Genomic DNA, 26,123 nt, shown 5'->3' with positions numbered 1-26,123 from the left:
CGCCGGCCGGTGGTCAATGGTCATTATTGGGGAGGTCGGCGCACCGGCAGGAATCGCCCGGCCGCGCCGAAACCGACCGGCTCGGCTCGCCGGTCAGGCCCGCTTCGTCAGCGGAAATCGCTCCCGCAGCAACCGCAGGACCGCTTCCGAAGTCGCTGGCTGCCCCAAATGATAGCTCTGCCCGTAATTGCAGCCCATCTTGGCGAGTTCGATCGCATCCTCGTCGGATTCGATCCCTTCGGCTACCACCTTCATCTCCAGCTCGCGCGCCATTGCTATCACGGATTTGAGCACGGTCGCCTTCTTGTCGTTGTCGCCGCGCACGAGCGTCTTGTCGAGCTTGATCGTGTCGAACGGAAAGCGGGTGAGATAGGCCAGCGACGAATAGCCGGTGCCGAAATCATCGAGCGCGAGGCCGATACCGGCTTCCTTCAGCTTCTGCAGCACGAGCCGCGCCTGTTCCGGATTCTCCATTACCATGGATTCCGTCAGTTCGAGCTTGAGGCGCGAGGGCTCGCAATGTGTCTTGGCAAGGACGGAGCGCACGTCGTCGTAGAGCTCGTTGTTGAGCAGCTGCACGCTCGACAGGTTGATCGAGACGAAGATCGGCAGTTCGCCGGTCTGGTGCTGCCAGCTCATCAGATCGTTGGTCGCCTGCTCGAGCGCGAATATGCCGAGCGCCCCGATAATATCGGAGGCTTCGGCGATCGGAATGAATTCGGAGGGCGGGATATTGCCGCGCTTGGGATGTTCCCAGCGCATCAGCGCCTCGAAACCGGCGACCTCGGCATCCTCCAGCCGCGCGATCGGCTGGTAGACCATCGACAGTTCCTTGCGCTCGATGGCACGGCGCAGGTCGGTTTCCAGCTGCAGGCGGTCGGTGCCGAAATCACGGAAGGCCGGCTGGAACGGCTCGACGCGGTTGCCGCCGGCGCGCTTTGCCCGGTACATGGCAAGCTCTGCATCGCTGAGCAAGCCGCTGGCGCTTTCCTGCCGATCCACCCAGGAGGCGAGGCCGATCGAGGCCGTCAGGATGATCTCGCGATTGGAGAAATTGATCGGCACCATGATCGCCTTGCTGATCGCATCGGCGAAATCGGCGACCTTGGCCGGATTGTGCTCGGAAACGAGAATAAGGCCGAACTGGTCGCCTGCCAGCCGCGCCAGCGTGTCCTGCGGCTTCAGCAGCCGGCGCAGGCGCCGCGTCAGCGCGATGAGGATGTTGTCGCCGGCTGCAACGCCGAGCGAATCATTGACCAGCTTGTAGCGATCGATGTCGATCACCATCACCGTCGGGCGCAGCGTTTCCCCGCCCGGCGCCAGCGCCAGCACTGATTGCAGGCGATCGAGGAAAACCTGCCGGTTCGGCAGTCCGGTCAGATTGTCGTGCAGCGCATCGTGCAGCAGCCGCTCGACGGAATTCTTCTGCTCCGTCACGTCGACGATCGTGCCGACGCAGCGGATGATCTCGCCGTTCGAGCCGAGCACCGGTCGGGCGCGGATCAACAGCCAGTGGAAATGCCCGTCCTCGGCGCGGATGCGGAATTCATGGTTCAACCGGCCGCGGCGGTGTTCGAGCAGCACGTCGAGCGTGGCGCGGAAACGGTCGCGGTCGTCAGGGTGCAGCCGCGGCAGCCAGTTGCGCGCTGCCCCATGCATCGCGCCGGCGGAAAGGCCGAGCTTGATCGAGACGTCTGGAATGGTAACGACGCGGTCTCGCGCTACGTCCCAGTCCCACACCATGTCGCCGGAGCCGGTCAACGCCAGCGATTGCCGTTCGAGATCGGAAAACAGCCCTTGCTGGAAGGCACCGCCGGCAAAAGCGTGCTGCATGACCGTGAAGCCGATCAGGAGCACGATCAGCACGAGGCCGCCGCCGAGCGCGGGCTGAATGATGTCGTTGTCGAGCCGGCCGGTGACGGTCAGCCACGCCCCGAACAGCCAGACGAGCGTCAGCGCCCAGGCCGGTACAAGCAAGATGGCGCGGTCGTAGCGGTTGAAGCCGAGATAGATGATCAAAAGCAGGCCGGTCGCTGCCGTCAGTGCGAAGGACAGCCTGGCGATGCCGGCGGCGATCGACGGATCGTAGATCGCCACGCCGAAGAGCAGGGCGAGGCCGAGCACCCAGGCGAGCGTGGCGTAGCCGAGATGCGCATGCCAGCGGTTGAGGTTCAGATAGGTGAAAAGGAAGATGACGAAGCTCGAGGCCAGCGCCACTTCCGCGCAGGCGCGCCATATCCGCTGGTCGGCCGAGGCGACGCTGATCAGCTTGCCGAGAAAACCGAAGTCGACGCAGATATAGCCGAGCACGGCCCAGGCGAGCGCTGCCGTCGCCGGCAGCATCGAGGTGCCCTTGACGACGAACAGGATGGTCAGGAACACGGCCAGCAGGCCGGCGATGCCGAGCACGATGCCGCGATAGAGCGTGAAGGCGTTGATCGTATCCTTGTAGGCGTTCGGCTCCCAGAGATAGATCTGCGGCAGCTCCGGCGTCGACAGCTCCGCGACGAAGGTGATGACGGCGCCGGGGTTCAGCGTGATGCGAAAGACGTCGGCCTCATCGCTCGGCTGCCGGTCGAGCGCGAAACCTTCGCTCGGCGTGATCGCCATGATGCGCTGCGAGCCGAGATCCGGCCAGAAGAGCTTGGAATTGACCAGACGGAAATGCGGCGCGACGATCACCCGCTCGAGCTGCTCCTCGGAAACGTTGGCGAGCGCGAACACCGCCCAGTCGCCCTGATGGTTTTCCGAGCTGGCCCGAACCTCGATGCGGCGGCGGATGCCGTCGGCTCCGGCCGCCGTCGACACCTGGAAGGCCTCGCCCTGATTGGCGTAGATCTCGGTCGTCGCCGTTAGGTCGAGGGCTGTATCGTCACGGGAAATCTTCACCGGTTCGGCCGCCTGAGCAACGCTCGCCATGAGGGCGAAGGCCGCCAGGAAAAAGGCTGCGATCACCGCGATCACTCGTCCGGACGGTGACTTGGGCAGCATGCGGTCTCTGGTCATCGGCTGTCGGTTTTCCTGCCTTTATCCGTATCGGTGGCGAGACGTGAAAACATCACATGGTCGTGCCACTGACCGTTGATCTTCAAATATCCGCGCAGATAGCCTTCCCGCTGAAACCCGGCTTTTTCAAGCAGGCGGATGCTGCGCGCGTTATCTGGAATACAGGCTGCTTCGATACGGTGCAACTCAAGCCCGGTGAAGATATAAGGAATAACCATTTGAAGGGCGGCAAACATATGCCCCTGGCCGGCATGGCGTTCGCCCATCCAGTAGCCGATCATGCAGCTCTGCGCCGCACCTCGTCTTATGTAGCCGATGGTGATGCCGCCGACGAGCGTCATGTTGTCCCTGAGGAAGATGAACAGCGGGATCGCCTGGCCCGAAGCGTATTCCTGCTTGCCGCGGATGACGCGGGCGCGGTAGGCACCCTCCGTCAGCTCGTCGCGCCGCCAGGTCGGCTCCCAGGGTTCCAGGAACTTGCGGCTCTCGGCGCGCAGCCGATGCCATTGGCTGAAATCCTGGTAGCGCGGCAGGCGCAGCAGATATCTGTCGTTTTCCAGCTCCACCGCTTCCGGCTGCCGCGACAGGAACCGAAAAACCGATTTTGGCATCGATCACTCCCGGCGGAACGGACGGCGGCTCAGAGGCTTGCCTGCATCGTCTTCGGCGCCGGGACCGAAAGCGAGGCTTTGATGTCTTCCATCGGCGCGAGCTGTTCCAACGGCCCGATCGCCGAAAGCGTCGGCACCGTGTCGTAGAACAGCCGGCCGGCAAGGTCGGTCAGCCGCTCGATGGTGATGCCCTCAAGCCGCTCCATCATCTCCGGATTGGAGATTGGCCGGCCGTAGAGCATCATCTGCCGGGCGATCTGGCCGGCGCGGGCGGCCGGGCTCTCCTGGCCCATCAGCAGCTGGGCGCGGATCTGGGCACGCGCGCGCTCGATTTCCTTCTGGTGGATCTCATTGGCGGATTTGTGCAGCTCGTCGATGATGACGGGCACCAGTTCCGGCAGATTTTCGCCGCCGGTCGCCGCATGGATGCCGAAGATGCCGGTATCGGAAAAGCCCCAGTGGAAGGCGTAGACGGAATAACAGAGGCCGCGGAATTCGCGCACCTCCTGGAAGAGCCGCGAGGACATGCCGCCGCCGAGGATGTTGGCGAGGATCTGCGAGCAGTAGAAGTCGCGGGCGTGATAGGGCTTGCCCTCGAAGCCGAGCAGGATCTGCGCATCCATCAGGTCGCGCGGCTCGCGCACGCTGCCCCCGATGTAACGCGCCGCTTCCATGACCGGCGGGGCGGATGGCGAAGTGGGCAGGCTGGCGAAGCGATCCTCGACCATGCGCAGGAATTCTTCATGATCGACGGCGCCGGTCGCCACCACGAACATGCGGTCGGTCGTGTAGTTGCGCCCGAGATAAGTGCGGATCTGCTGCGGCGTGAAGGAGACGACGCTCTCCGGCGTGCCGAGGATCGGCCGTCCGAGCGTCTGGTCGCGATAGGCGGCCTCGGAGAAGCGGTCGAACACCACGTCGTCGGGCGTGTCGTTGGCGGCGTTGATCTCCTGCAGGATCACCTGCTTCTCGCGCTCGAGTTCCTCCTCTTCGAAGGCCGATTCCGTCAGGATATCGGCGAGGATGTCGACGGCGAGCGGAACGTGGTCCTTGAGCACGCGGGCGTAATAGGACGTCGTCTCGGTCGAGGTGGCGGCATTGACTTCGCCGCCCACGTCCTCGATTTCCTCGGCGATCTGGCGGGCTGTGCGGCGCGCCGTGCCTTTGAAGGCCATGTGTTCGAGCAGGTGAGCGATGCCGTGCTCGTCTAGCGTCTCGTTACGCGATCCTGATTTGATCCAGACTCCAAGCGCGACGCTTTCGAGATGCGGCATGGTCTCGGTGACTACTGTCAGCCCGGATTTCAGCCGGGTGCACTCAACTGTCATTGGCTATCTTTCTGCGCCCGCGTTCGTCTCGCCGCGGGCGTGCTGGCCGATAAAGGTTTCTACGGCTTTAAGCTCGGGCTTGATGATCTGGAAACGCTCCTCCCTGTCCATCAGACCAGCAAGCCACGTCGGAAGCGCCGGGTCAATACCGGAGGCGGATTTTACGGCGACGGGGAATTTCGCCGGATGCGCGGTCGCAAGCGTCACCATCGGCGTATTCGGCTTCTCCTTCTTCGTCGCGACGAAGACGCCGATCGCCGAATGCGGATCAAGGAGATAGCCGGTCTCGGCATGAGTTTTGCGGATCGTCTCGGCCACCTGCTTTTCGCTGGCGCGCCCGGCGCGGAAATCGCGGCGGATCGTCTTCAGCGCCTCCGGCGCAATCTCGAAGCCGCCCGATTGCTTGAGGCTTTCCATCGCCGCGCGCACCTTCGAGGCGTCGCGGTCATAGGCCTCGAAAAGCAGCCGCTCGAAGTTCGAGGAGATCTGGATGTCCATCGACGGCGAGGTCGTCGCCTTGACCGCCTTCATGTCGTAGCGGCCGGTCTTCAGCGTCCGCGTCAGGATGTCGTTTTCGTTGGTGGCGATGACGAGCCGGTCGATCGGCAGGCCCATGCGCTTGGCGCAGTAGCCGGCGAAAATATCGCCGAAATTGCCGGTCGGCACCGTGAAGGAGATTTTCCGGTCCGGCCCGCCGAGCGCCACGGCCGTCGTGAAATAATAGACGATCTGGGCCATGATGCGCGCCCAGTTGATCGAGTTGACGCCCGAGAGCCTGACCTTGTCGCGGAAAGCCACATCGTTGAACATCGCTTTGACGAGGTTCTGGCAATCGTCGAAATTGCCTTCGACGGCGAGCGCATGCACGTTCGCCGAGGTCGAGGTCGTCATCTGCCGCTGCTGCACCGGCGAGACCTTGCCATGCGGGAAGAGGATGAAGATGTCGGTGCGCTCGCGCCCGGCGAATGCGTCGATCGCCGCACCCCCGGTGTCGCCCGAGGTCGCGCCGACGATCGTCGCCCGCTCGCCGCGCTTCTCCAGCGCGTAATCCATGAGCCGCGCCAGCAGCTGCATCGCCACATCCTTGAAGGCGAGCGTCGTGCCGTGGAAAAGCTCCACGACGAAGCTGTTCGGCCCGGTCTGGACGAGCGGCGCGATCGCCGGGTGGCGGAAGGTGCCGTAGGCCTCGTCGATCATCGCCCGGAAGGTTTCGTCAGGGATCTCGCCATTGGTGAAGGGCGACAGGATGGTGAAGGCGATCTCCTGATAGGTCTTCCCCCGCAGGCTGCGGATTTCCTTCTTGGAAAAGCTCGGCCATTTGCGTGGAACATAAAGCCCGCCGTCGCGCGCCAGCCCCGTCAGCAGGGCGTCGCAAAAGCCGAGGGAAGGGGCCTCGCCGCGGGTCGAGATATAGTCCACGTTCGTTATCCTTGATCTATCGCTGGAGGAAATACGGCCGGGCGCAGCCTGGTCCGCTTTGCCGCAAACCGGCAAGGCGCTGCCCTCGAGGCCACACCATTGCCGTTATCTTGTTGAAGTTGCCCGCATCCGGCGGCGAAAAGTGCATCAAAACGGCGCGTACCCAATCGATTTTTGTTTGCGCCGCTGATATAGACCATCGCAAACCGTCGTGAAAGGCCTCGCGAAAAAGACATGGGGCCTCCAAGAAACGCTTGTTCAAGGGGTGGAATATCGTGCTCGGCAAGGTCTCGCGTCTCATCGTCTCTGCTTCTTTCCTTGCCCTGCTGGCCGGTTGCAACTCGCTTGGCGTAGGCGGCGACAGCAAGACGGAGCCGCCGCCGGCCCAGCCGAACGGCAACGCCCAGATCATGCCGCTGGCGCCAGCAAACCCATCCTCGAACAATCCTTCGATCGGTACGGCCACGACGGCGCAAGGCACGACGGCCCCGGTCGTTCAGGGCGCCTGCCCGCAGATCTTCATGCGTGATCAGGATGCGATCTTCCGCACTTACGCCAAGGGCAAGAAGGACGATCCGCAGCAGATCGCCCTCCAGGCCTCCGTCGGCGATTACACCCGCCAGTGCACGCTGAACGACACGAACCTGACGATGACCATCGTCGCGCAACTGCGCCTCATCACCGGTCCGGCCGGTGGCCCCGGCCCGGTCACGCTGCCGATCCGCATCTCCGTCGTCGACGGCGACAGCGTGCTCTATTCCGAAGTTACCAAGTTCCCGACCGAGATCCCGCAGGGTGCCGCGAGCGCGCAGGTGATCTTCCGCAAGGAAGGCATCAAGCTGCCGGTCGGCTCCGGCGCGCTGGTCCGCGTCAACATCGGCTTCGACACCCAGCCGGCCAAGAGCAAGAAGAGCAGCTGAGTCAAGGTCGCTCGTGCGGGAATTGGGTAGCCCCGCTTTCTCGGCATATTGTGGCCAGAGAGCAGGAGGAATAGCTGAGCAATATCGGGGCCGTTCCCGAGGCGCGATGCACTACCTTCCCTCATTCCTGTGCTCGTCACAGGAATCCAGCCACGGCGCGTCGGCGCCGTGAATGACTCCCATCGAACAAACTCTCCTCTCGCGTCCAAGGACTTGGGCGCACTGGATCTCTGTGACAAGCACAGAGATGAGGGAGGAGAGGGTGTGCCCGCCCGACAGAACATCGCCGGTTGATCGCGGCGATCCTACAGGCTCGGCAGGTCGACGTCCGATGACAATTGCGTCTCCCGCGACGATGAGCCTAAACCTTAAAGCACGCCTTCCCACGCAGCGAGTGCTGCAACCACACCCGGCAGGTCGTTCATGCGCGAGATGACCGTCTCGGCGCCGGCATCCGTCAGCTTGTCGGCGTGGGCGGGGTAGCTGTGCGAGGCGCCGGTAAAGCCGATGACGCGCATGCCGGCGGCGCGGGCCGCATGCACGCCGTGCACGGAATCCTCGACGACGACCGTCTTGTCGGGCGAGACACCCATGCGGCTCGCGCCATGCAGGAAGATGTCGGGCTTCGGCTTCACGCGGTCGGCGCCGAGATCCTTGGCGGAAAAGATGTTGGGCGCAAACAGCGGCTTCAGACCCACTTTGCCCAGCATCATGTCGAGCCGCTTCGTGCTCGAATTCGAGCAGATGCAGCGCTTCATCGGCAGCCTGGAGATGGCGAATTCGACGCCGGGAATGGCCTTCACGTCACTCGCCAGCCTTGCGTCGAGCAGCTTTTCCGATTTCTCCAGCAGCGAAGCCGAAAGCGGGATGCTTGCCTCGCGCTCGATCTGGAGCAGAATGTTGTGCCATGTCATGCCGGCGAAGCGCTCGCCCATTTCTTCGGCGCCGATCGGATAGCCGGCCTCCGTCAGAAGTTCGGATTCGACTTCCGCCGCAATGATTTCCGAATCGACCAGAACGCCGTCACAGTCGAAGATGATGAGGTCGAAGCCGTCCATATGTTCACGCCTTGCTGGAAGTCTGGGTCTTGTGCGGGAATGCTGCGGCTTTACACGATGGCCGCCCAAAGCTCAACCTGATCTCCGGCATGGCTGGGATGCGGCACGCGGGCGGCTCCGCCTCCGCTACCGGATCGGCGGCGTCGGACACCGTCATTCCGGCCTCGACAAGCCGGTACCCGCTCGCTACTGAACGTGCATGGCTAGGGAACCGGAAGATACAATCGCAAGCCGCATCAGCCGGGTGCTCGCCGAGCGCATCGTGCGCGGCGAACTGCCGGCGGGCGCGCGCCTGCGGCAGGACCATATCGCCGAGGAATTCCAGGCCAGCCACGTGCCGGTGCGGGAAGCCTTTCGCCGGCTGGAGGCGCAGGGGCTGGCGATCAGCGAGCCGCGCCGGGGCGTGCGCGTTGCCTCCTTCGATCTCGCCGAAGTGCGCGAAGTTGCCGAAATGCGCGCCGCCCTCGAAGTGCTGGCGCTGAAACACGCCGTCCGGCACATGACCCCCGCCATCCTCGATGCCGCTGAGGCGGCCGCCCGCGAGGGCGATGCCGCGGCCGACGTCCATGCCTGGGAGGAGGCCAACCGCCGTTTCCATAGGCTGATCCTTTCCCCATGCGCGATGCCGCGCCTGCTTGCTGCCATCGATGATCTGCACGCGGCCAGCGCCCGTTTTCTCTTTTCCGCCTGGCGTTCCGGCTGGGAGAAGCGGACGGATCACGACCATCGGACCATCCTCGCCGCCCTTCGCCAGGGCAAGGCCGAAGAGGCCGCCGCCATTCTGCAAAAACATGTGCAATGGATCGGCCGCGCCCCGCAATCCGCTCAAAAGAGTGGTGGTCCCGAGGCCTTCGCCATTGTCGGCTGACTTTTTCGGAAAATTATAGATAATTTTATCGGTGAAGAACTGATTAAATAATTCAGAATTTTCATTGTGTTATGGGGTACACCTGTATCGACATGCGGGTCTCGGATGTTGAAATCGATCCAGGGTCAGCTCAATCAGCTTGCATTTGGGTCGAATCCTTTTCATAAAAATAGATGAAATAAAAAATTATCTATAATTTGAAAAGGAGAGCCTATGTCCCTGTCCGATCCGTCACACGGCCTTGCCTTCGATCCATTGCGTCTTGCCGCGAGGCCGCTGGCGGTAAAAGCCGCCTTCGTTCTTGCCGGCACGCTGGTGCTTGCGCTCGCCTCGCAGATCGCCGTGCCCATGGTGCCGGTTCCGATCACCATGCAGACCTTTGCCGTGACTATGATCGGCGCGCTCTACGGCTGGCGTCTCGGTGCGCTGACGGTGCTCGCCTGGCTCGGTGAAGCCATGCTCGGTTTGCCCGTCCTTGCCAACGGCAGCGGCGGCCTGGCGCCCTTCGCCGGTCCGACCGCCGGCTACCTCGTCTCCTTCCCTGTCATCGCCGCTCTCGCTGGCTGGCTTTCCGAGCGCGGCTGGACAGGAGACCGGGTGGTGGCGAGCTTCGTCGCGCATTTTTCCGCCAATCTTCTTTGCCTTGCGATCGGCGGCCTCTACCTCGCCTCTCTTCTCAGCACGGAAAAAGCTTGGGCTCTGGGTGTTGCTCCCTTCATTCTCGGCGCCGTGCTGAAATCCGCTTTGGCCGCTGCGGCGCTGAAGGGCATGCGCATCTATGCCGGCAGGACGCGGCTCGATTGACCGTCCGGCTTCGCGCCCATCATCTGCTCTGCATGCTGACCTTTGTCGGTGAAGGCTATACGCCAGCCTTCATCGCCAATTACCAACGCATCGCCGCGCGTCTTTCGGCCGGAAAGGAGATCGAAATCGTCTCCGGTCCCGACGACATCTGCGCGCCGCTTCTGCAAGATCCGTCGGCCCATTGTTTCAGTCACGGCCCTGCACGCCGAGACGAGGCCGCGGCAGAAACCATCGGTAGCCTGCTCCGCATGACGGTCGGGCAGGGGATGCGAATTTCGCCCGATGAAAGGCTTCTGCGCCGTCTTCGCCTGCGCTTCGCCATGGAAGAGTTTAAGAGCGCCTGCGAGGGTTGCGAATGGAGCGAGTTTTGCAGCGACATCGCCGGCGGCGGATTCCGCGGCGTGCGTGTTGCGCCTAGAACAGGATGATTTTAGAACCGGTTGGCCTAAAATCTGAATCCTGTTCTAAATTAAAGAGTTAGAGCATAATGTCGTCCGAAAACCGCTCACACTTTTCGGCATCATGCTCTAGTTAGTTTCCAGCGGGAAAAGCTTCAAGAACTGCCGGTCGCCTTCCGGCGAGAAGAGGATGGAGCGGCTTTCGGTCGCCCGCCGCGCCCATCCCTTGTCGAGGAAGCTTGCCAGCAGAGCCTTGCCGAGGCTGCCGGCAAGATGGGCCCGCCTTTCGCTCCAGTCGAGGCAGGAACGGCAGAGCGGCCGCCGCGACGATCTGAGCGCGCCGACATCGACACCGATGCATTTTAGGTCGCTTTCACCCTTTTCAGTGAGCGCAAGGCCATCTCCGACCGCGTCGATCGATCCGGAGGAAATGAGGCTGTCGAGCATGCGCACGCCGTAGTCGCCGGCAAGGTGATCGTAGCAGATGCGCGCCTTGCGCAGCGCCGGCTCCTTCGGGCCCGGGCGATGACGCAGATGTCCCCGTCCGGCCGCAAAGCCCATCATACTCTCGATCAGCCGCGCGGCCGCCTCGTCGGCAAGCGTGAAATAACGATGCCGTCCCTGCTTGCGCTGGGCAAGCAGACCGCCGGCTTCGAGCTTGGCGAGATGGGTGCTCGCCGTCTGCAAGGTGATGCCGCCGACGCCGGCAAGCTCGGTCGCCGTCAGCGCCCGCCCGCCGGTCAAGGCCGCCAGCATGTTGGCGCGGGCGGGATCGCCGATGAGCGCGCCGATCTGCGCAATGTCAGGACCTTCCTTCATACTTCGATCGTAACCGAAGCATCGCCGTCAGGCAATGTGCGAAAACGGATGGAGCGAAAAGGAGAAAACGATGATCACCTGCTTCATCCGCTACCAGATCGACCCCTTCAAGAAGGAGGTTTTTGCCGAATATGCCCGCAACTGGGGCCAAGCGATCCCGAAAAACGGCGCCGACCTGATCGGTTATTTCGGCCCGCATGAGGGATCGGCGACGACGGCCTACGGCGTCTACAACATCGAAAGCCTCGCCGCCTACGAAGCCTATCGCGCCAGACTGGCCGCCGATCCGCTCGGCCGCGACAATTACGAATTCGCCAGGCGCGAAGGCTTCATCGTGAAAGAAGACCGCATCTTCCTGAAAAACGTCTCCGCCCCTCACGCAAAGCTGGTGCTGCCATGATCGCCGTCATCTTCGAAGTCGTGCCCTATATGGGCGAACGCCACAAATATCTCGATCTCGCCGGCGAGTTGCGATCCGAGCTCGAAAAGATCGACGGCTTCATCTCGATCGAACGTTTCGAGAGCCTGACGAACCGCGGCAAGCTGCTGTCGCTCTCCTTCTTCCACGACGAGGAGGCCGTCCGCAAATGGCGCAACCTCGAAGCCCACCGGGCAGCCCAACAAGCCGGCCGTGGCGGCATCTTCGCCGACTACCGCCTGCGTATCGCCAGCGTAGTGCGCGATTATGGCATGTTCGAACGCGACGAGGCGCCGGCAGATAGTCGCGAGGTTCATGATGCGGCGTGACGGGGCGCCCTAATAAATTCCCGAATTCGGCCACCCCTTCAGGCTTTGGTAACTAAGTTGCGTAACCATAACGGAGAGTTAAGCGTAAAGCGTATGAGTGAGTATCAGAATGGCATCAGTTTTTCCGCTTGCCGACCTCAAGGCCTCCGTCAAGCCGGGTTCCCGGTCGGAGTCCTGGATCGACACGATCATCAAGGGCGATTGCGTCAGCGCCCTTGAAGCCTTGCCCAGCCACTCCGTCGATGTAATCTTCGCCGACCCGCCGTATAATCTTCAGCTCGGCGGATCGCTGCATCGTCCCGATCAGTCGCTGGTCGATGCCGTCGATGACGAATGGGATCAGTTCGCTTCCTTCGAGGCCTATGACGCCTTCACCCGCGCCTGGCTGCTCGCCTGCCGCCGCGTCTTGAAGCCGACGGGCTCGATCTGGGTAATCGGCTCCTACCACAATATTTTCCGTGTCGGCGCGACGCTGCAGGATCTGAACTTCTGGATCCTCAACGACATCATCTGGCGCAAGACCAATCCGATGCCGAATTTCAAGGGCCGCCGCTTCCAGAACGCTCATGAGACGATGATCTGGGCAAGCCCCAACGCCAAGGCCAAAGGCTACACCTTCAATTACGATGCGATGAAGGCCGCCAATGACGATGTGCAGATGCGCTCCGACTGGCTGTTCCCGATCTGCAACGGCAATGAACGGCTGAAGGGCGAAGACGGCAAGAAGGTGCATCCGACCCAGAAGCCGGAAGCGCTGCTTGCCCGCGTCATCATGGCCTCGACCAAACCTGGCGATATCGTGCTCGATCCTTTCTTCGGCTCGGGAACGACGGGCGCCGTCGCCAAGCGCCTCGGCCGTCACTTCGTCGGCATCGAGCGCGAGCAGGATTATATCGATGCGGCATCCGCCCGCATCGCCGCCGTCGAGCCGCTCGGCAAGGCGGAACTCACCGTCATGACCGGCAAGAAGGCCGAGGTGCGCGTCGCCTTCAACGTGCTGGTCGAAAGTGGCCTCATCAAGCCCGGCCAGGTGCTGATCGACGCTAAGCGCCGCTATAGCGCGATCGTGCGCGCCGACGGCACGGTGGCTTCAGGCGGCGAGGCCGGCTCCATTCATCGTCTCGGCGCCAAGGTGCAGGGTCTCGATGCATGCAACGGGTGGACCTTCTGGCATTTCGAAGACGGGCAGTCCCTGCGCCCGATCGACGATCTCAGGTCCGTCATCCGCAGTGATCTGGCAAAGGTGGAGTGAGCAGCACCTTCGCGGGATCGAAATACCTTCTTCCGGTTTCCTCCAGTTGCGGAAGAAGGCCAAGGCGCCCGGGGCTCGAACCCCGGGCGTCTTCTATTTTAGAAGTCCTTGTAGTCGGTGACGTCGACGCGGATGATGCGGCCTTCTGTGTTGAAGGTGATCGTCTCCTCGCCCTCGCGGATCAGCGGCCTTCCCGTCTTGCTGTGGGTGGCGCGGAGCGACCAGACGGACCGGCCGGACAGCGGCGTCAGTGTCTCCACAAGCGAATTCTCAGCCGTCTGATCGGGATAATCGTCGAAATAGCGCCGGAAGGCGGCCATGATCTCGCCCCGCCCGGCAAGGCTGCCGACGCCGTTTGAGACATAGGTGGCGTCCTCGGCGAAATAGGCCTCGATAACAGGGAAATCCAGCGCGTTGATCGCGGCGTGGAAGCGTTCGATTTCTTCGGCCGGGTCGAAAGCCATGGCTCTCAGACCTTCAATCCGTAGGCGGCAAGATCGCTGCGCAGCTTCTCGGCGCCGGAAAACAGCACGGCGTTCCAGCCGAAGGCCTTGGCGCCTTCGACATTGGCAGGCGCGTCGTCGATGAAGATCGTTGCCTTGGGGTCGAGGCCGAAGCTTTTCGTATGCGTCTCGTAGATCGCGATATCCGGCTTGATCAGGCCGACATCGCCGGAAACGGTGACGCCGCGCGGTTTGGTGAGGAACGGAAAACGCGCCTGCGCCTCGCGAAAAGTGTCGGAGGCGAAGTTGGTCAGCATCGTCACGTCGCGGCCTTCGGCGATCAGCCCTTCCAGGATCGCGACGCTGTCCTCATAGGCGTGCGGCACCATCTCGTGCCAATATTTGCGGAAGGCGCGGATATGCTCTTCGCGGGCAGGGTGCTCGGCAATCAGCAGCGCTTCGGCCTCTTCCCAGGTGCGGCCGCGGTCCTGCTCGATGTTCCAGTCGTGGGTGCAGATGTTGGCGAAGAACCAGTTGCGCTCGGTCTCGTCGGGAATGAGACGGGCGAAAGGAAGATTCGGATCGTAATGAATAAGAACTTTGCCGATATCGAAAACGATATGTTTTATCTCAGTAGTCATGGTCATCCCTTGGATGTTTTGAACGCGAGAGGAATAGCCGCTGCGATCGCTTTTTTCATGACGGTCGGCAAGGCCTGCGCTTCAAGATTTGTGACCGGCTCCCACCATCCGTCATTCGTGTCGACCGTGGCGGCGATGGCCGTGCGGTAGATCGAAAGCCTGAGTTCGAAATGCGTGAAGACATGGATGACGGTGCCGCAGGCATGCCATGCCGCATCGAAGGGGGCGGCTTCCGCCGAGGTCTCGCCATCGATGCGCGCCGTCCAGGCCGTCGTCGGCACCTCGGTCATGCCGCCGAGCAGACCGCTGTCGCCTCGCCGTCGCAACAGGATTTCTCCATCGGCGGTCACCGCGATAAAGGCCGCGCCCTGACGGACCGGTTTCTCCTTTTTCGCCGCTTTGACAGGAAAAAGCTCGGGATCGGAAAACTTCAGCGCCTCGCAGGCCCCTCTGAACGGACAGAGCGAACAGGCCGGCCGCTTCGGGGTGCAGATCGTCGCGCCGAGATCCATCATCGCCTGGGCAAAATCGCCGGGCCGCGCCGCAGGCGTCAGCAGCACCACCTTTTCCTTCATCACGGGCTTTGCGGCCGGCAGCGGGGTTTCGATCGCGTAAAGCCTGGAGATCACCCGCTCGACATTGCCGTCCATCACAGCGGCCTGCCGGTTAAAGGCGATGGCCGCGACGGCGGCGGCCGTATAATCGCCGATGCCGGGCAGCGACTTGAGTCCTGCTTCCGTGTCGGGAAAGATGCCGCCATATTCCCTAGCCACCGCTTCGGCGCATTTCTTCAGGTTGCGGGCGCGTGCATAATAGCCGAGCCCCGCCCAGGCGGCCATCACTTCGTCGTTTGCGGCCGCGGCGAGGCTGGTCACCGCGGGCCAACGCTGCAGAAACTTGGCGAAATAGGGTTTGACCGCCTGCACCGTCGTTTGCTGCAGCATCACCTCGGAAAGCCAGATGTGATAGGGATCGGGCTTGACGCCGCGCGCCGCCATGCCCGGTGAGACACGCCAGGGCAGGTCGCGATGGTGCCGGTCGTACCAGTCGAGGAGGGGTTTTGCCGAAGGCGTGTCGAGGGTCGTGATCGTCATGATTTGCCGCGATAGGGGGAAGGCCCTATACTTGGCGAAGCAAGGTCGCGCGATCAAGTCGGCCCCGCCAAATCGCGCCGCCGCTTAAGGGTTTCGATGAGTTATCCACGCAAAGATGTGAAGCAGATTTCCGAGCTGGCGAACGGGCTGATCGATCCTGTCCTGGCGCGCCGGGCCGGCATCAACACGGCTCTGCTCGGCTCCTGGAGCGAAATCGCCGGCGAGGATTTCGCCGATTGCACCCGGCCGGAAAAGATCGCCTGGGCGCGCGGCGGCGGCGATGACGGCAGCTTTCGCCCCGGCGTGCTGACGATCGCCTGCGAAGGTGCGCGCGCGCTTTTCCTCACCCATGCCCAGGGCGAACTCATCCAGCGCATCAACAGCTTCTTCGGCTTTTCCGCCGTCCACCAGATCCGCATCGTCCAGAAGCCGGTCTCCCAAGCCGTCCGCCGCTCCCGCACCCCGCCGCCGCTGAAGGGCGAAGCCGCCCGCAAGCTCGAAGGCATGATGGAAGGCATCGAGGGCGACAAGCTGCGCCAGGCGATTCAGCGGCTGGGCACGGCGGTGATGGGGAAGCGGGGTGGGCGTTGACGGGCAAGGTGCCTGAGTTGTCCGGACAACCGTAAAGCGGATGTAGATTCTGTTCCTGTCGAATGCTATATTTGTATAGCAGACAGGAGAACGAACATGCTGGCCTTGCGATTGCCGCCGGATATCGAAGCACGGCTCGATGAGCTCGCCAGGCGCACGGGTCGCAGCAAGAGCTTCTATGCGCGTCAAGCCATTCTCGAACATCTCGATGATCTCGAAGATATTTATCTTGCCGAAAAGCGCCTCGAAGAGCTTCGACGGGGCGAGAGTGATACCGTTTCGCTAGCCGAGCTCATGACACGTCATGGCGTGGAGAATTGAGTTTCACCGGGCCGCCGAGCGTGAGCTTGAGAAACTTGGACATGAGGCGGCTCGCCGAATACTTCGATTTCCCAATGACCGCGTCGCAAGGCTGGACGACGCACGATCCATTGGAGAGGCGCTCAAAGGGTCCGAACTCGGGGATTTCTGGAAGTATCGCGTCGGGGACTATCGCGTGATCGCAAGCATCGATGATGGGGCCGTGCGAATCCTCATCGTGCGTATCGGCAACCGCCGCGATGTCTATCGATAATCAACAAGCCGATCGATCGCAATTTTGTCTGGTGGTCCCATCACGGTCACAATTCTTTGAAGGAAGTTGCTGATCCGTGGCTTGTGAGCGGCCGTCAGCCGTTATATCGCACAGTCACGCCGTCACTCTCATACCTATGGGGAACCCATGCAAATGTCCGAAATGCTACTGACGAAACGCCGCCTGCTCAGCGGCATCGCCATCGCCGCAGCTGCCGTAACGCTTGTCGCCTGCAACGACAGCAAGGACGCTGCCGATGCTTCGTCCTCCGGCAAGACCATGGCCGACGGCACCAATGTCGACACCATTCAGACGGCTGCCACGTCCGGGACGGAATTGCCGCAGTCCGACGGCGACGTCGATATGGCCGAAGTGCTGAAGCCCGGCGCCTTGCCTGAGATGGCGCTGGGGAAGGCCGATGCCCCGGTCAAGATCGTCGAATACATGTCGATGACTTGCCCGCACTGCGCGCATTTCCACAACACGACTTTTGACACCATCAAGCAGAAATACGTCGACAGCGGCAAGGTGCAGTTCATCATCCGCGAATTCCCCTTCGATCCGCGCGCCGCAGCCGCCTTCATGCTTGCCCGCTGCAACGCCTCCAATCCGGAGCAGTTGAGCACGCCGGAGCAGTATTTCCCGATGGTATCAATGCTGTTCAAGCAGCAGCAGGTCTGGGCCGCCGCCGATGACGGCCGCGCCGCGCTGCTGCAGATGTCGAAGCTTGCCGGATTTACTGAGGATAGCTTTACGAAATGCTTGACGAACCAGAAGCTTCTGGATGAAGTGAACGCCACGCGGGAAAGAGGTTCCAAGGACTTCGGCGTCAACGCCACGCCGACTTTCCTGATCAATGGCAAGCGCTATTCTGGAGACATGCCGGTTGACACCATGTCGGCGCTCATCGACAGCCTGCTCTGAACCGCACCGTTTGACGACGACGGGCGACGGCGAAAGCCGTGCGCCCTTTTTTTTGTCGCTGCGTGGGAAGCACCCCCCTCTGTCCTGCCGGACATCTCCCCCACAAGGGGGGAGATCGGCAGGGGGAAACGTCCCATCCTCAATATCTGACCCTTTCAAGGCTGCTCTGGACGTGCGGCCCGTTGTTTGGGGAAACCCTAGCCTCCTGCCGATCTCCCCCCTTGTGGGGGAGATGCCCGGCAGGGCAGAGGGGGGTGCCATCCCCACCCTCCGCGCCGGAGCTTCTGCATGAAGTTCAACAGGCTGCGCCTTGTCGGCTTCAAATCCTTCGTCGAGCCGACGGAATTCATCATCGAACGGGGGCTGACCGGCGTCGTCGGCCCGAACGGCTGCGGCAAGTCGAACCTCGTCGAGGCGCTGCGCTGGGTGATGGGGGAAAACTCCTACAAGAACATGCGCGCCTCCGGCATGGATGACGTGATCTTCTCCGGTTCCGGCAATCGCCCGGCCCGCAACACCGCCGAAGTGGCGCTCTATCTCGACAATTCCGAGCGCACGGCGCCTGCCGCCTTCAACGACAGCGACGAGATCCAGGTTACCCGCCGCATCGAGCGTGAACAGGGTTCGCTCTATCGCATCAACGGCAAGGAAAGCCGCGCCAAGGACGTGCAACTGCTCTTTGCCGACGCCTCCACCGGGGCGCGATCGCCCTCGATGGTCGGGCAGGGGCGCATCGGCGAGCTGATCCAGGCAAAGCCGCAGGCCCGCCGCCAGTTGCTCGAAGAGGCGGCCGGCATATCAGGCCTGCATTCGCGCCGTCACGAGGCCGAACTTCGGCTGCGCGCCGCTGAAAGCAATCTCGAGCGTCTCGACGACGTCACTTCGCAGCTGGAAAGCCAGATCGAGAGCCTGAAGCGTCAGGCCCGCCAGGCGAACCGCTTCAAGACGCTGTCCGCCGATATCCGCGCCCGCGAGGCGATGCTTCTGCACATCCGCTGGGTACAGGCCAAGGAGGCCGAGGCCGAGGCCGACAGCGCGCTGAACCAGGCGACATCAGTCGTCGCCGAAAAGGCACAGGTCCAGATGGAGGCGGCCAAGCAGCAGGGCATCGCCAGCCTCAAGCTGCCGGAACTGCGCGACGGGGAAGCCCGTGCCGCCGCCGCCCTGCAGCGGCTGCAGATCGCCAGAAGCCAGCTGGAGGAAGATGCCGGACGCATCCTGCGCCGCCGCGACGAACTCACGCGCCGGCTCGCCCAGCTTGCGGAGGATATCAGACGCGAGGAGCGGCTGGTGGCCGACAATGCCGTCATCCTCGCCAAGCTTGATGCGGAAGAGGCGGAAATCTTGGAGATTCTCGCCGATTCCGGCCGCTATGCCGACGAAACCCGCGAGGCCTTCGAGGGGGCGACCGCAAAGCTCGCGGACAGCGAGCGCATCTTCACCGCGCTGACGGCCGAGCGCGCCGAGGCCGCCGCCGGCCGCAATCAGTTGGAGCGCGCCATCCGCGATCTCGCCGATCGCCGGATGCGCCTCGAACGCCAGATGGACGAGGCGAACCAGGAACTGTCGGCCATCGGCGAGAAGATATCAGGCCTGCCTGATCCCGAGGAGAAGCGCGCAATGGTGGAGGCCGGCGAGATCGCCGTCGCCGACGCCGAAGCTGCGGTCCAGACGGTCGAACAGGCGCTTGCCGCTGCCCGCCAGACGGAGGCATTGTCGCGCGCGCCGGTAGAGCAGGCCCGTTCGGCGCTGAATGCGCTGGAAACCGAGGCCCGCACCATTTCCCGCATGCTGGCCGCCGGGGCGGCGGCGGGCAGATTTCCGCCCGTTGCCGAAGAGCTGAAGGTCGATCGCGGCTTCGAAACCGCGTTGGGCGCCGCCCTTGGCGACGATCTGGAATCGCCGCTTGATGCCGAGGCGCCGGCCCATTGGTCCGGAAACGGCGATGGCGCCGCCGATCCGGCGCTTCCGTCAGGTGTTACGCCACTGCTCGACCACGTTCGTGCGCCGTCCGCGCTGACCCGCCGTCTGCGCCAGATCGGCCTCGTCGCGGAGGCTGATGCAGGGTCCCTGATGGCGACGCTGAAGCCCGGCCAGCGGCTGGTGACGAAAGAGGGCGCCGTCTACCGTTGGGATGGCCATGTCACGGGTGCTGACGCTCCGAGCGCTGCTGCCCTTCGCCTCGCCCAGAAAAACCGCCTGGCCGAACTCGAAGGCGAGGCGGCGCTTGCCCGCGATGTTCTCGCGGAAGCTGAGGAGCGGCAGGCCGCCGCCGCTGAGGCGATCCGCGGGGAGGAGCGGAGGCTCGCCGAATCGCGCGATATGAGCCGTCTGTCGGCGCGTCATCTCGGCGAAGCGCGTGAAGCGCTCGCGGCTGCCGAGCGCGCTTCCGGAGACCTCATCCGCCGCCGTGACGTTGTCAGCGAGGCCGCCAGCCAGCTTGGCGCGCAGCTCGAGGAGATCGCCGTCCAGGAGGAGAATGCCCGCATCGAGCTGGAGGATGCGCCCGATCTGACCGAGATCGATGAGCGACTGCGTTTCCAGCAGGCCGAAGTTGCGACGGATCGCGGTGCGCTCGCCGAGAGCCGCGCCCGCCACGAAAGTCTCGCCAGGGAAAACGAGGCCCGCCAGCGCCGCATCGTCGCGATCGGCCAGGAGCGCGAGACCTGGCGCCAGCGTGTGGCAAGCGGAGAAGATCATGTCGCCACGCTCCGCGAGCGCGAGGAAGAGGCGCGCGAAGAGGCTGCCGACCTCGAAATGGCGCCGGATGAATTCGATGACAAACGCCGCGCCCTGCTCAGCGAATTGCAGAAGGCGGAGGAAGCGCGCCGAAACGCCGGCGATCTTCTGGCTGAGGCCGAACGCATCCAGCGCGAAGCCGACCACAAGGCGGCGACGGCGCTTTCCGAGCTTGCCGAATGCCGGGAACGCCGCGGCCGCGCCGAGGAGCGCCTCGTCTCTGCCCGCGAGAAGCGGCAAGAAAGCGAAAGCCGCATCCGCGAGGTCCTCAACGTGCCCCCGCACGAGGCGCTGCGTCTGACCGGGCGTCCGGCCATGCAGGCTCTCCCCGACCCGCGTGAAGTCGAGCGCGAGCTCGAACGCCTGAGGATGGAGCGCGAACGCCTCGGCGCCGTCAATCTGCGCGCCGACGAGGAGCAGAAGGAGTTGAGCGAGAAGCTCGAAACGCTGGTCAGGGAACGCGACGATGTCATCGATGCGATCCGCAAGCTGCGCGGCGCCATCCAGAGCCTCAACCGAGAGGGCCGCGAGCGCCTGATCGCCGCCTTCGACATTGTCAACGCCCAGTTCCAGCGATTGTTTACTCATCTTTTCGGCGGCGGCACGGCCGAACTGCAGCTGATCGAATCGGACGATCCGCTCGAAGCCGGCCTGGAAATCCTGGCGCGTCCGCCGGGCAAGAAGCCGCAGACCATGACGCTGCTCTCCGGCGGCGAGCAGGCGCTGACGGCCATGGCGCTGATCTTCGCGGTCTTTCTCACCAATCCGGCGCCGATCTGCGTGCTCGACGAGGTGGATGCGCCGCTCGACGACCACAATGTGGAACGCTATTGCAATCTGATGGACGAAATGGCCGCTTCCACCGAAACGCGCTTCGTCATCATTACCCACAATCCGATCACCATGGCCCGCATGAACCGCCTCTTCGGTGTTACCATGGCCGAGCAGGGCGTTTCCCAACTGGTCTCCGTCGACCTGCAGACGGCTGAGCGGTTGCGCGAGATCGCCTAGAGCGATCTCAAGGAAACGCACCGTGGTTTTCTGCGTCTGGGTTTGGATGAAGCGCGGGAGCAGTTCCAGCGAGGTTGCCGAGCGGCTTTGCGTCCAAAAATTGCGAAAAATCAAAAGATTGGCATTAAACACCAAAAAAGGTCGGCTCTTAGGCGGCCTGTACCCCATTTGGGTGATGCTCTTTGCAATGACTTGCATTAGAAGTTGTTTCAACGCAACCTGATATTTTTGCTGGAAGGCAGGCAGTCAACGTTGCGCATATCGAAATTCGCGAAGCGGTTTCCGGTAGAGGGCAAAATCGGATGCCGTGAGCAATTCCCCGAAGCGTGAGGCAGCTACCGGGAATTGCGTAAGACTAAGATCAGAGCGATTCTGAGGAACCGCTCCTGGGTTGAGGGACCCCCCGTCCGGTTTTCCTGGCCGGACGGAAACAAGGCTTTGCGGGACATGTTGCAGTCCCGCAAAGCTTTTTTTATGCGCCGAAATGTTTCACTCGGTCCGATGGCCCGCCGCATGCAGATTTATTGTGCGTCGCAACATTTTGCCGCATTTGTCGATTTTCATTTCAACACCAAGGGATTAAGCTAACCCCGGTTTGGTGTTGGGGGGAAGATGACCAAGTGGGTCTATACGTTTGGCGACGGGCAGGCAGAGGGCCGGGCGCGCGACCAGGAGATTCTTGGCGGCAAAGGCGCCAATCTCGCGGAAATGTGCCGCCTCGGGCTTCCGGTGCCGCCGGGACTGACGATCGTCAGTGACGCCTGCAACACCTATTACAAGAACGGCCGCCACATCGAGGAAGGGCTGCAGGCTGAGGTGCGTGCGGGCATTTCTGCCATAGAAGCAATCACCGGCCGCCACTTCGGCTCCGTCAGCCAGCCGCTGCTCTTATCGGTGCGCTCCGGCGCGCGCGTCTCCATGCCCGGTATGATGGACACGGTCCTCAATCTCGGCCTCAACGACGAGACGGTGCAGGCTCTCGGCCACGATGCCGGCGACGCGCGTTTTGCCTGGGACAGTTACCGCCGCTTCATCCAGATGTATGCCGACGTGGTCATGGGCCTCGGCAACGATGCCTTCGAGGAGATACTGGAAGACGAGAAGGCCAAGCTCGGCTACGAATTCGATACGGAACTCAGCGCCTCGGAATGGCAGCATATCGTCTCGCTCTACAAAAAGCTGATCGAGGAGGAATTGGAGCAGGAGTTTCCGCAGGATCCGGAAGTCCAGCTCTGGGGTGCCGTCGGCGCCGTCTTTTCCAGCTGGATGAGCGCGCGCGCCGTCACCTATCGCCAACTCCACAATATTCCGGAAGGCTGGGGCACGGCCGTCAACATCCAGGCCATGGTCTTCGGCAATCTCGGTAATTCCTCGGCGACCGGCGTCGCCTTCACCCGCAACCCCTCGACCGGCGAAAAGGCGCTTTACGGCGAATTCCTCGTCAACGCCCAGGGCGAGGATGTCGTCGCCGGCATCCGCACGCCGCAGAGCATCACCGAGGAGGGGCGTCTTTCCTCCGGCTCCGACAAGCCCTCGATGGAAAAGCTGATGCCGGAGGCCTTCCATGAGCTCAGCCGCATCTGCAGCGAACTCGAGATCCATTACCGCGACATGCAGGATATCGAGTTCACCATCGAGCGCGGCCGGCTGTGGATGCTGCAGACCCGTTCGGGCAAGCGCTCGACGCGCGCGGCGATGAAGATCGCCGTCGATATGGTCGATGAGGGCGTGCTCACCGAGGAAGAGGCCGTGCTGCGCATCGAACCATCAAGCCTGGACCAGCTCTTGCATCCGACGATCGATCCGCGCGTCACCCGCCAGGTGATCGGCACCGGCCTGCCGGCCTCGCCGGGGGCGGCGACCGGCGCCATCGTCTTCACCGCCGAAGAGGCCGTGGAAGCTGAGGCCGAAGGCCGCAAGGTCATCCTGCTCCGGGTCGAGACTAGCCCCGAGGATATTCATGGCATGCATGCCGCCGAAGGTATCCTGACGACGCGCGGCGGCATGACCAGCCATGCGGCGGTCGTCGCCCGCGGCATGGGCACGCCTTGCGTCGTCGGCGCCGGCACCATGCGCATCGATCAACGCAACGAGCGCCTGCTCGGGATCGGTGTCACCCTGAAGAAGGGCGATATCATCACCATTGACGGTTCGGCCGGTCAGGTGCTGAAGGGCGAGGTGCCGATGATCCAGCCGGAACTCTCCGGCGATTTCGGCCGCATCATGGGCTGGGCCGACCGCGCCCGCCGCATGACGGTGCGCACCAATGCCGATACGCCGGCCGATGCGCGCGCCGCCCGCTCCTTCGGCGCCGAGGGGATCGGCCTTTGCCGCACCGAACACATGTTCTTCGAGGGCGAACGCATCCACGCGATGCGCGAGATGATCCTCGCTGAAAACGAAAAGGGCAGGCGGTTGGCGCTCGACAAGCTTCTGCCGATGCAGCGCTCGGATTTCACCGGCCTCTTCACCGTCATGCACGGCCTGCCGGTGACGATCCGCCTTCTTGATCCGCCGTTGCACGAATTCCTGCCGAAGACCGACGACGAGGTGGCCGAAGTCGCCTTCGCCATGGGCATGGAGGCTCTGGCTTTGCGCCAGCGCGTCGATGCGCTTCACGAGTTCAATCCGATGCTCGGCCATCGCGGCTGCCGGCTGGCGATCTCCTATCCTGAAATCGTCGAGATGCAGGCCCGAGCCATCTTCGAGGCGGCCGTGGCCGCAGCCCATGAGACGGGTGCCGCCGTCGTGCCTGAGATCATGGTGCCGCTCGTCGGCCTGCGCTCCGAGCTCGACTACGTCAAGGCGCGCATCGACGAAATCGCCGGCGATGTGATGAACGAGGCCGGCATGAAGATCGATTATCTGGTCGGCACGATGATCGAGCTGCCGCGTGCCGCACTTCGCGCCCATGTGATCGCCGAAGCGGCCGAATTCTTCTCCTTCGGCACCAACGACCTGACGCAGACCACCTTCGGCATCTCGCGCGACGACGCCTCCGCCTTTATCCCGACTTATCAGCGCAAGGGCATCATCGAGCACGATCCCTTCATCTCGCTCGATTTCGACGGTGTGGGCGAACTGATCAGCATCGCCGCCGAACGCGGCCGGCGCACCCGCCAGGACATGAAGCTCGGCATCTGCGGAGAACATGGCGGCGACCCGGCCTCGATCCGCTTCTGCGAGACGATCGGGCTCGATTACGTCTCCTGCTCACCTTTCCGCGTGCCGATCGCGAGGTTGGCGGCCGCGCAGGCGGTCATATCAGAGCTGAAAGCCCAGCGGGAAAATAGCAAAATGACCGGAAAGCATCTGCGGACGGCCGGCCTTAGCGATGATGGTGCCAGCGCTCGCGGTAAATATAAGGCCCGTTGAGATCCCAGGCCATGCTCTGCATCAGTTCGGCGCTCTGCGCCCGCGATTCAGCCCGCCGGTCGAGATCGATGCGCTGCAGACAGGTGGCAAAGCCATCCGTGCCGCGGCGAAACCCGTAACCGAGGCAACGCTGCTCATCCGCCGCCCGCCGCTCCTCCGGCGTCATCGTCTGGCAGGCGGAAAGTCCGGCGGCGAGCGTGGTTATGACGGTGACGAGAATAGGGACGCGCATCGTGGTATTCCTTGCTTTTCCCTGAGGAAATGCCATTCGGGTGCGGGCGTCAAGCGAGGAGATAGGCAGAGCCGATTGTCCTTACTTGAGGGAAGCCCTCCTCATTCCTGTGCTCGTCACAGGAATCCAGTGCGCCCAAGTCCTTGGCGCCGGAAACCCTGCTTCACCGTACAAGAGTCATTCACCGCGCGGACGCGCGGTGGCTGGATTCCCGTGACGGGCACAGGAATGAGACAAGGGTGGGGGAATGCTCTCACCAAAATCACGCCGCCCCCGCCGGATCACCGATCGGCAGCAGCGCCGGATCAAGCGGCGGGTCCTGCGGGTTCTTCGTATCGCCGGGGTCCTGCGCCGGCGTCAGCGGCGGTTTTTCCTGAATGCGGTCGGGAATGCCGGGGGTCGGCGTCGGGCCGCGCGGTGTGTCGGTCGTCGGTGTCGGGATCGGATCTCTGTTCGGCATGATCGCCTCCTTTCCGGAAGGGAACGGCACTGCCGGAAGATGGTTCCACTTTCACGAACCGGCATTCCTCTGTAAGAGGGGAGCCTCTCAAGCATGGGGACGAGCATGGCCATTCGCGATCGATTTTCGAAGAAACTCAGCTGTCCGCAATGCGGCAATGCCGGATTTGCCGAGGCCTCCGAGATCGACGACCCCAACCGCAAGCACCCGGATTTCAAGGTCGATCAGCTGCCGCGCGGCTTCGGCGTGCAGCGTCCTTCCAACCACCAGGAATCCTTCATGCTCAAATGCGAATGCGGGCGCAAATTTCCCTTCCGCAGCCTCGCGGAAGCGGCGGCCGAGCGGCGGTAATCCAGAAGCGCGTGCGCTGGATTTGATCCGAGCTCCCGTGCGATCCAGCCCCAAGTTTCGGAGTAACAATGCTTCGCTTTATCCTGCGTGTGATTGCCATCTTGGGACTTTCATTCAGTTCGGCCGCGGCAGCGAGTACGGATGTGATCAAGAAATTCCATGATGCCGTCCATGCGGGCGATGTCACGACCGTAAGAACCATGCTTGCAGCCGAACCATCTCTGGCGACGTCGGTCGATGAGTATCGATACCAGCCCGTCCACCTTCTCGACATGTATTTCGAACGCGAAATCCTGAAGCTTCTGCTTACGAACGCCGCCGATATCAACGCCAGGAATTGTCTCTCAAATCTATGCTTTACTGCAGGAGAAGCTGGGATCGAACCCCGGGATGGCCATCCCGGGGTTCGCGCGACAAAGCGCCCGTACAGGAATAGGTGTCAACGACCGACGTCATGA

The 26,123-nt window shown here is 62.8% G+C and carries 25 protein-coding genes; 14 read left to right on the top strand and 11 right to left on the bottom strand.

Translation table 11 applies throughout. The features are described from left to right. Positions 1-93 precede the first annotated feature (93 nt). From ATY77_RS20640 to thrC, 4 genes are read right to left on the bottom strand one after another with little or no spacing between them, the layout of a single operon-like run. Positions 94-3,006 (bottom strand): sensor domain-containing phosphodiesterase, encoded by a 2,913-nt coding sequence (locus tag ATY77_RS20640; protein ID WP_088688637.1) that lies wholly within the window; start codon positions 3,004-3,006, stop codon positions 94-96. Then, complete coding sequence (locus tag ATY77_RS20635) at positions 3,003-3,617, bottom strand: GNAT family protein (RefSeq protein WP_088688636.1); 615 nt, start codon at positions 3,615-3,617, stop codon at positions 3,003-3,005. The genes ATY77_RS20640 and ATY77_RS20635 overlap by 4 nt, the downstream gene beginning before the upstream one ends. A 29-nt stretch (positions 3,618-3,646) precedes the next feature. Beyond that, complete coding sequence (locus ATY77_RS20630; protein WP_088688635.1) at positions 3,647-4,945, bottom strand: pitrilysin family protein; 1,299 nt, start codon at positions 4,943-4,945, stop codon at positions 3,647-3,649. Positions 4,946-4,948: 3 nt separating this feature from the next. Continuing rightward, positions 4,949-6,373: a threonine synthase gene (gene thrC / locus ATY77_RS20625; RefSeq protein WP_088688967.1), complete on the bottom strand. Its 1,425-nt coding sequence runs from the start codon at positions 6,371-6,373 to the stop codon at positions 4,949-4,951. A 263-nt stretch (positions 6,374-6,636) separates the two neighbouring features. On the opposite strand from thrC, the gene ATY77_RS20620 reads away from it, so the two are divergent. Further along, the gene (locus ATY77_RS20620) at positions 6,637-7,284 is read left to right on the top strand and encodes a hypothetical protein (protein ID WP_190237684.1); all 648 of its coding nucleotides are present in this window, start codon (positions 6,637-6,639) and stop codon (positions 7,282-7,284) included. 368 nt (positions 7,285-7,652) lie between these two features. Here ATY77_RS20620 and ATY77_RS20610 read toward each other — a convergent pair whose 3' ends face one another. Continuing rightward, positions 7,653-8,342: an HAD family hydrolase gene (locus ATY77_RS20610; RefSeq protein ID WP_088688634.1), complete on the bottom strand. Its 690-nt coding sequence runs from the start codon at positions 8,340-8,342 to the stop codon at positions 7,653-7,655. Between the two features lie 199 nt (positions 8,343-8,541). Here ATY77_RS20610 and ATY77_RS20605 point away from each other — a divergent pair, with 199 nt between their 5' ends. The 3 genes from ATY77_RS20605 to ATY77_RS20595 all read left to right on the top strand — a co-directional run bounded on the left by ATY77_RS20605 (position 8,542) and on the right by ATY77_RS20595 (position 10,442). Then, positions 8,542-9,210, top strand: coding sequence for a GntR family transcriptional regulator (locus ATY77_RS20605; RefSeq protein WP_088688633.1), 669 nt, complete (start codon positions 8,542-8,544; stop codon positions 9,208-9,210). Between the two features lie 213 nt (positions 9,211-9,423). Next, positions 9,424-10,014: a biotin transporter BioY gene (locus ATY77_RS20600; protein ID WP_088688632.1), complete on the top strand. Its 591-nt coding sequence runs from the start codon at positions 9,424-9,426 to the stop codon at positions 10,012-10,014. Continuing rightward, on the top strand, positions 10,011-10,442 hold the full coding sequence (locus ATY77_RS20595; RefSeq protein WP_088688631.1) for a DUF1284 domain-containing protein: 432 nt from the start codon (positions 10,011-10,013) through the stop codon (positions 10,440-10,442). Before ATY77_RS20600 ends, ATY77_RS20595 begins: the two co-directional genes overlap by 4 nt. Positions 10,443-10,541: 99 nt before the next feature. On the opposite strand, the gene ATY77_RS20590 is transcribed toward ATY77_RS20595, so the two are convergent. After that, positions 10,542-11,231, bottom strand: coding sequence for a metalloregulator ArsR/SmtB family transcription factor (locus ATY77_RS20590; RefSeq protein ID WP_088688630.1), 690 nt, complete (start codon positions 11,229-11,231; stop codon positions 10,542-10,544). Positions 11,232-11,301: 70 nt separating this feature from the next. Here ATY77_RS20590 and ATY77_RS20585 point away from each other — a divergent pair, with 70 nt between their 5' ends. The 3 genes from ATY77_RS20585 (at position 11,302) to ATY77_RS20575 (ending at position 13,230) form a co-directional block, all read left to right on the top strand. Continuing rightward, positions 11,302-11,631: an NIPSNAP family protein gene (locus tag ATY77_RS20585; protein ID WP_088688629.1), complete on the top strand. Its 330-nt coding sequence runs from the start codon at positions 11,302-11,304 to the stop codon at positions 11,629-11,631. Further along, positions 11,628-11,978: an antibiotic biosynthesis monooxygenase gene (locus ATY77_RS20580; RefSeq protein WP_088688628.1), complete on the top strand. Its 351-nt coding sequence runs from the start codon at positions 11,628-11,630 to the stop codon at positions 11,976-11,978. The genes ATY77_RS20585 and ATY77_RS20580 overlap by 4 nt, the downstream gene beginning before the upstream one ends. A 109-nt stretch (positions 11,979-12,087) precedes the next feature. Continuing rightward, positions 12,088-13,230 carry a site-specific DNA-methyltransferase gene (locus tag ATY77_RS20575; RefSeq protein ID WP_088678415.1) on the top strand — a complete coding sequence of 381 codons (1,143 nt, stop codon included), beginning with the start codon at positions 12,088-12,090 and terminating at the stop codon, positions 13,228-13,230. 98 nt (positions 13,231-13,328) lie between these two features. Here ATY77_RS20575 and ATY77_RS20570 read toward each other — a convergent pair whose 3' ends face one another. The 3 genes from ATY77_RS20570 to mutY are packed head-to-tail and all read right to left on the bottom strand — an operon-like array spanning position 13,329 to position 15,408. Then, a complete protein-coding gene (locus ATY77_RS20570) occupies positions 13,329-13,694 on the bottom strand; it encodes a nuclear transport factor 2 family protein (RefSeq protein ID WP_088688627.1) in 366 nt (121 codons plus the stop codon). Positions 13,695-13,699: 5 nt separating this feature from the next. Next, positions 13,700-14,314 carry an HAD family phosphatase gene (locus tag ATY77_RS20565; protein ID WP_088688626.1) on the bottom strand — a complete coding sequence of 205 codons (615 nt, stop codon included), beginning with the start codon at positions 14,312-14,314 and terminating at the stop codon, positions 13,700-13,702. A gap of 2 nt (positions 14,315-14,316) precedes the next feature. Next, positions 14,317-15,408: an A/G-specific adenine glycosylase gene (gene mutY, locus ATY77_RS20560; protein WP_088688625.1), complete on the bottom strand. Its 1,092-nt coding sequence runs from the start codon at positions 15,406-15,408 to the stop codon at positions 14,317-14,319. 96 nt (positions 15,409-15,504) lie between these two features. Between mutY and ATY77_RS20555 the strand changes: the two genes are divergently transcribed. The 6 genes from ATY77_RS20555 to ppdK all read left to right on the top strand — a co-directional run bounded on the left by ATY77_RS20555 (position 15,505) and on the right by ppdK (position 24,622). Further along, positions 15,505-15,999, top strand: a complete 495-nt coding sequence (locus ATY77_RS20555; RefSeq protein WP_088688624.1) for a DUF721 domain-containing protein — start codon at positions 15,505-15,507, stop codon at positions 15,997-15,999. Between the two features lie 96 nt (positions 16,000-16,095). After that, the gene (locus tag ATY77_RS20550) at positions 16,096-16,320 is read left to right on the top strand and encodes a DUF6290 family protein (protein WP_088688623.1); all 225 of its coding nucleotides are present in this window, start codon (positions 16,096-16,098) and stop codon (positions 16,318-16,320) included. Beyond that, complete coding sequence (locus ATY77_RS20545; protein ID WP_088688622.1) at positions 16,304-16,573, top strand: type II toxin-antitoxin system RelE/ParE family toxin; 270 nt, start codon at positions 16,304-16,306, stop codon at positions 16,571-16,573. The genes ATY77_RS20550 and ATY77_RS20545 overlap by 17 nt, the downstream gene beginning before the upstream one ends. A 153-nt stretch (positions 16,574-16,726) precedes the next feature. Next, positions 16,727-17,497, top strand: a complete 771-nt coding sequence (locus ATY77_RS20540) for a DsbA family protein (protein ID WP_190237674.1) — start codon at positions 16,727-16,729, stop codon at positions 17,495-17,497. A gap of 288 nt (positions 17,498-17,785) precedes the next feature. Then, positions 17,786-21,247 carry a chromosome segregation SMC family protein gene (locus tag ATY77_RS20530; RefSeq protein WP_088688620.1) on the top strand — a complete coding sequence of 1,154 codons (3,462 nt, stop codon included), beginning with the start codon at positions 17,786-17,788 and terminating at the stop codon, positions 21,245-21,247. 612 nt (positions 21,248-21,859) lie between these two features. Then, positions 21,860-24,622 (top strand): pyruvate, phosphate dikinase, encoded by a 2,763-nt coding sequence (ppdK, locus tag ATY77_RS20525; RefSeq protein ID WP_245314383.1) that lies wholly within the window; start codon positions 21,860-21,862, stop codon positions 24,620-24,622. Here ppdK and ATY77_RS20520 read toward each other — a convergent pair. Both ATY77_RS20520 and ATY77_RS20515 read right to left on the bottom strand, forming a co-directional pair. Beyond that, entirely contained in the window at positions 24,576-24,854 is a 279-nt protein-coding gene (locus ATY77_RS20520; protein WP_088688619.1) for a hypothetical protein, read from the bottom strand. The genes ppdK and ATY77_RS20520 overlap by 47 nt on opposite strands. Positions 24,855-25,116: 262 nt before the next feature. Beyond that, positions 25,117-25,314, bottom strand: a complete 198-nt coding sequence (locus tag ATY77_RS20515; protein ID WP_029531594.1) for a hypothetical protein — start codon at positions 25,312-25,314, stop codon at positions 25,117-25,119. A gap of 105 nt (positions 25,315-25,419) precedes the next feature. On the opposite strand from ATY77_RS20515, the gene ATY77_RS20510 reads away from it, so the two are divergent. Further along, on the top strand, positions 25,420-25,665 hold the full coding sequence (locus tag ATY77_RS20510) for a hypothetical protein (protein WP_088678599.1): 246 nt from the start codon (positions 25,420-25,422) through the stop codon (positions 25,663-25,665). Positions 25,666-26,123 lie beyond the last annotated feature (458 nt).

This window comes from Rhizobium sp. R634, assembly GCF_002211305.1.
Classification (GTDB): domain Bacteria; phylum Pseudomonadota; class Alphaproteobacteria; order Rhizobiales; family Rhizobiaceae; genus Rhizobium.
This window is presented reverse-complemented; position numbering and strand designations above follow the sequence as displayed.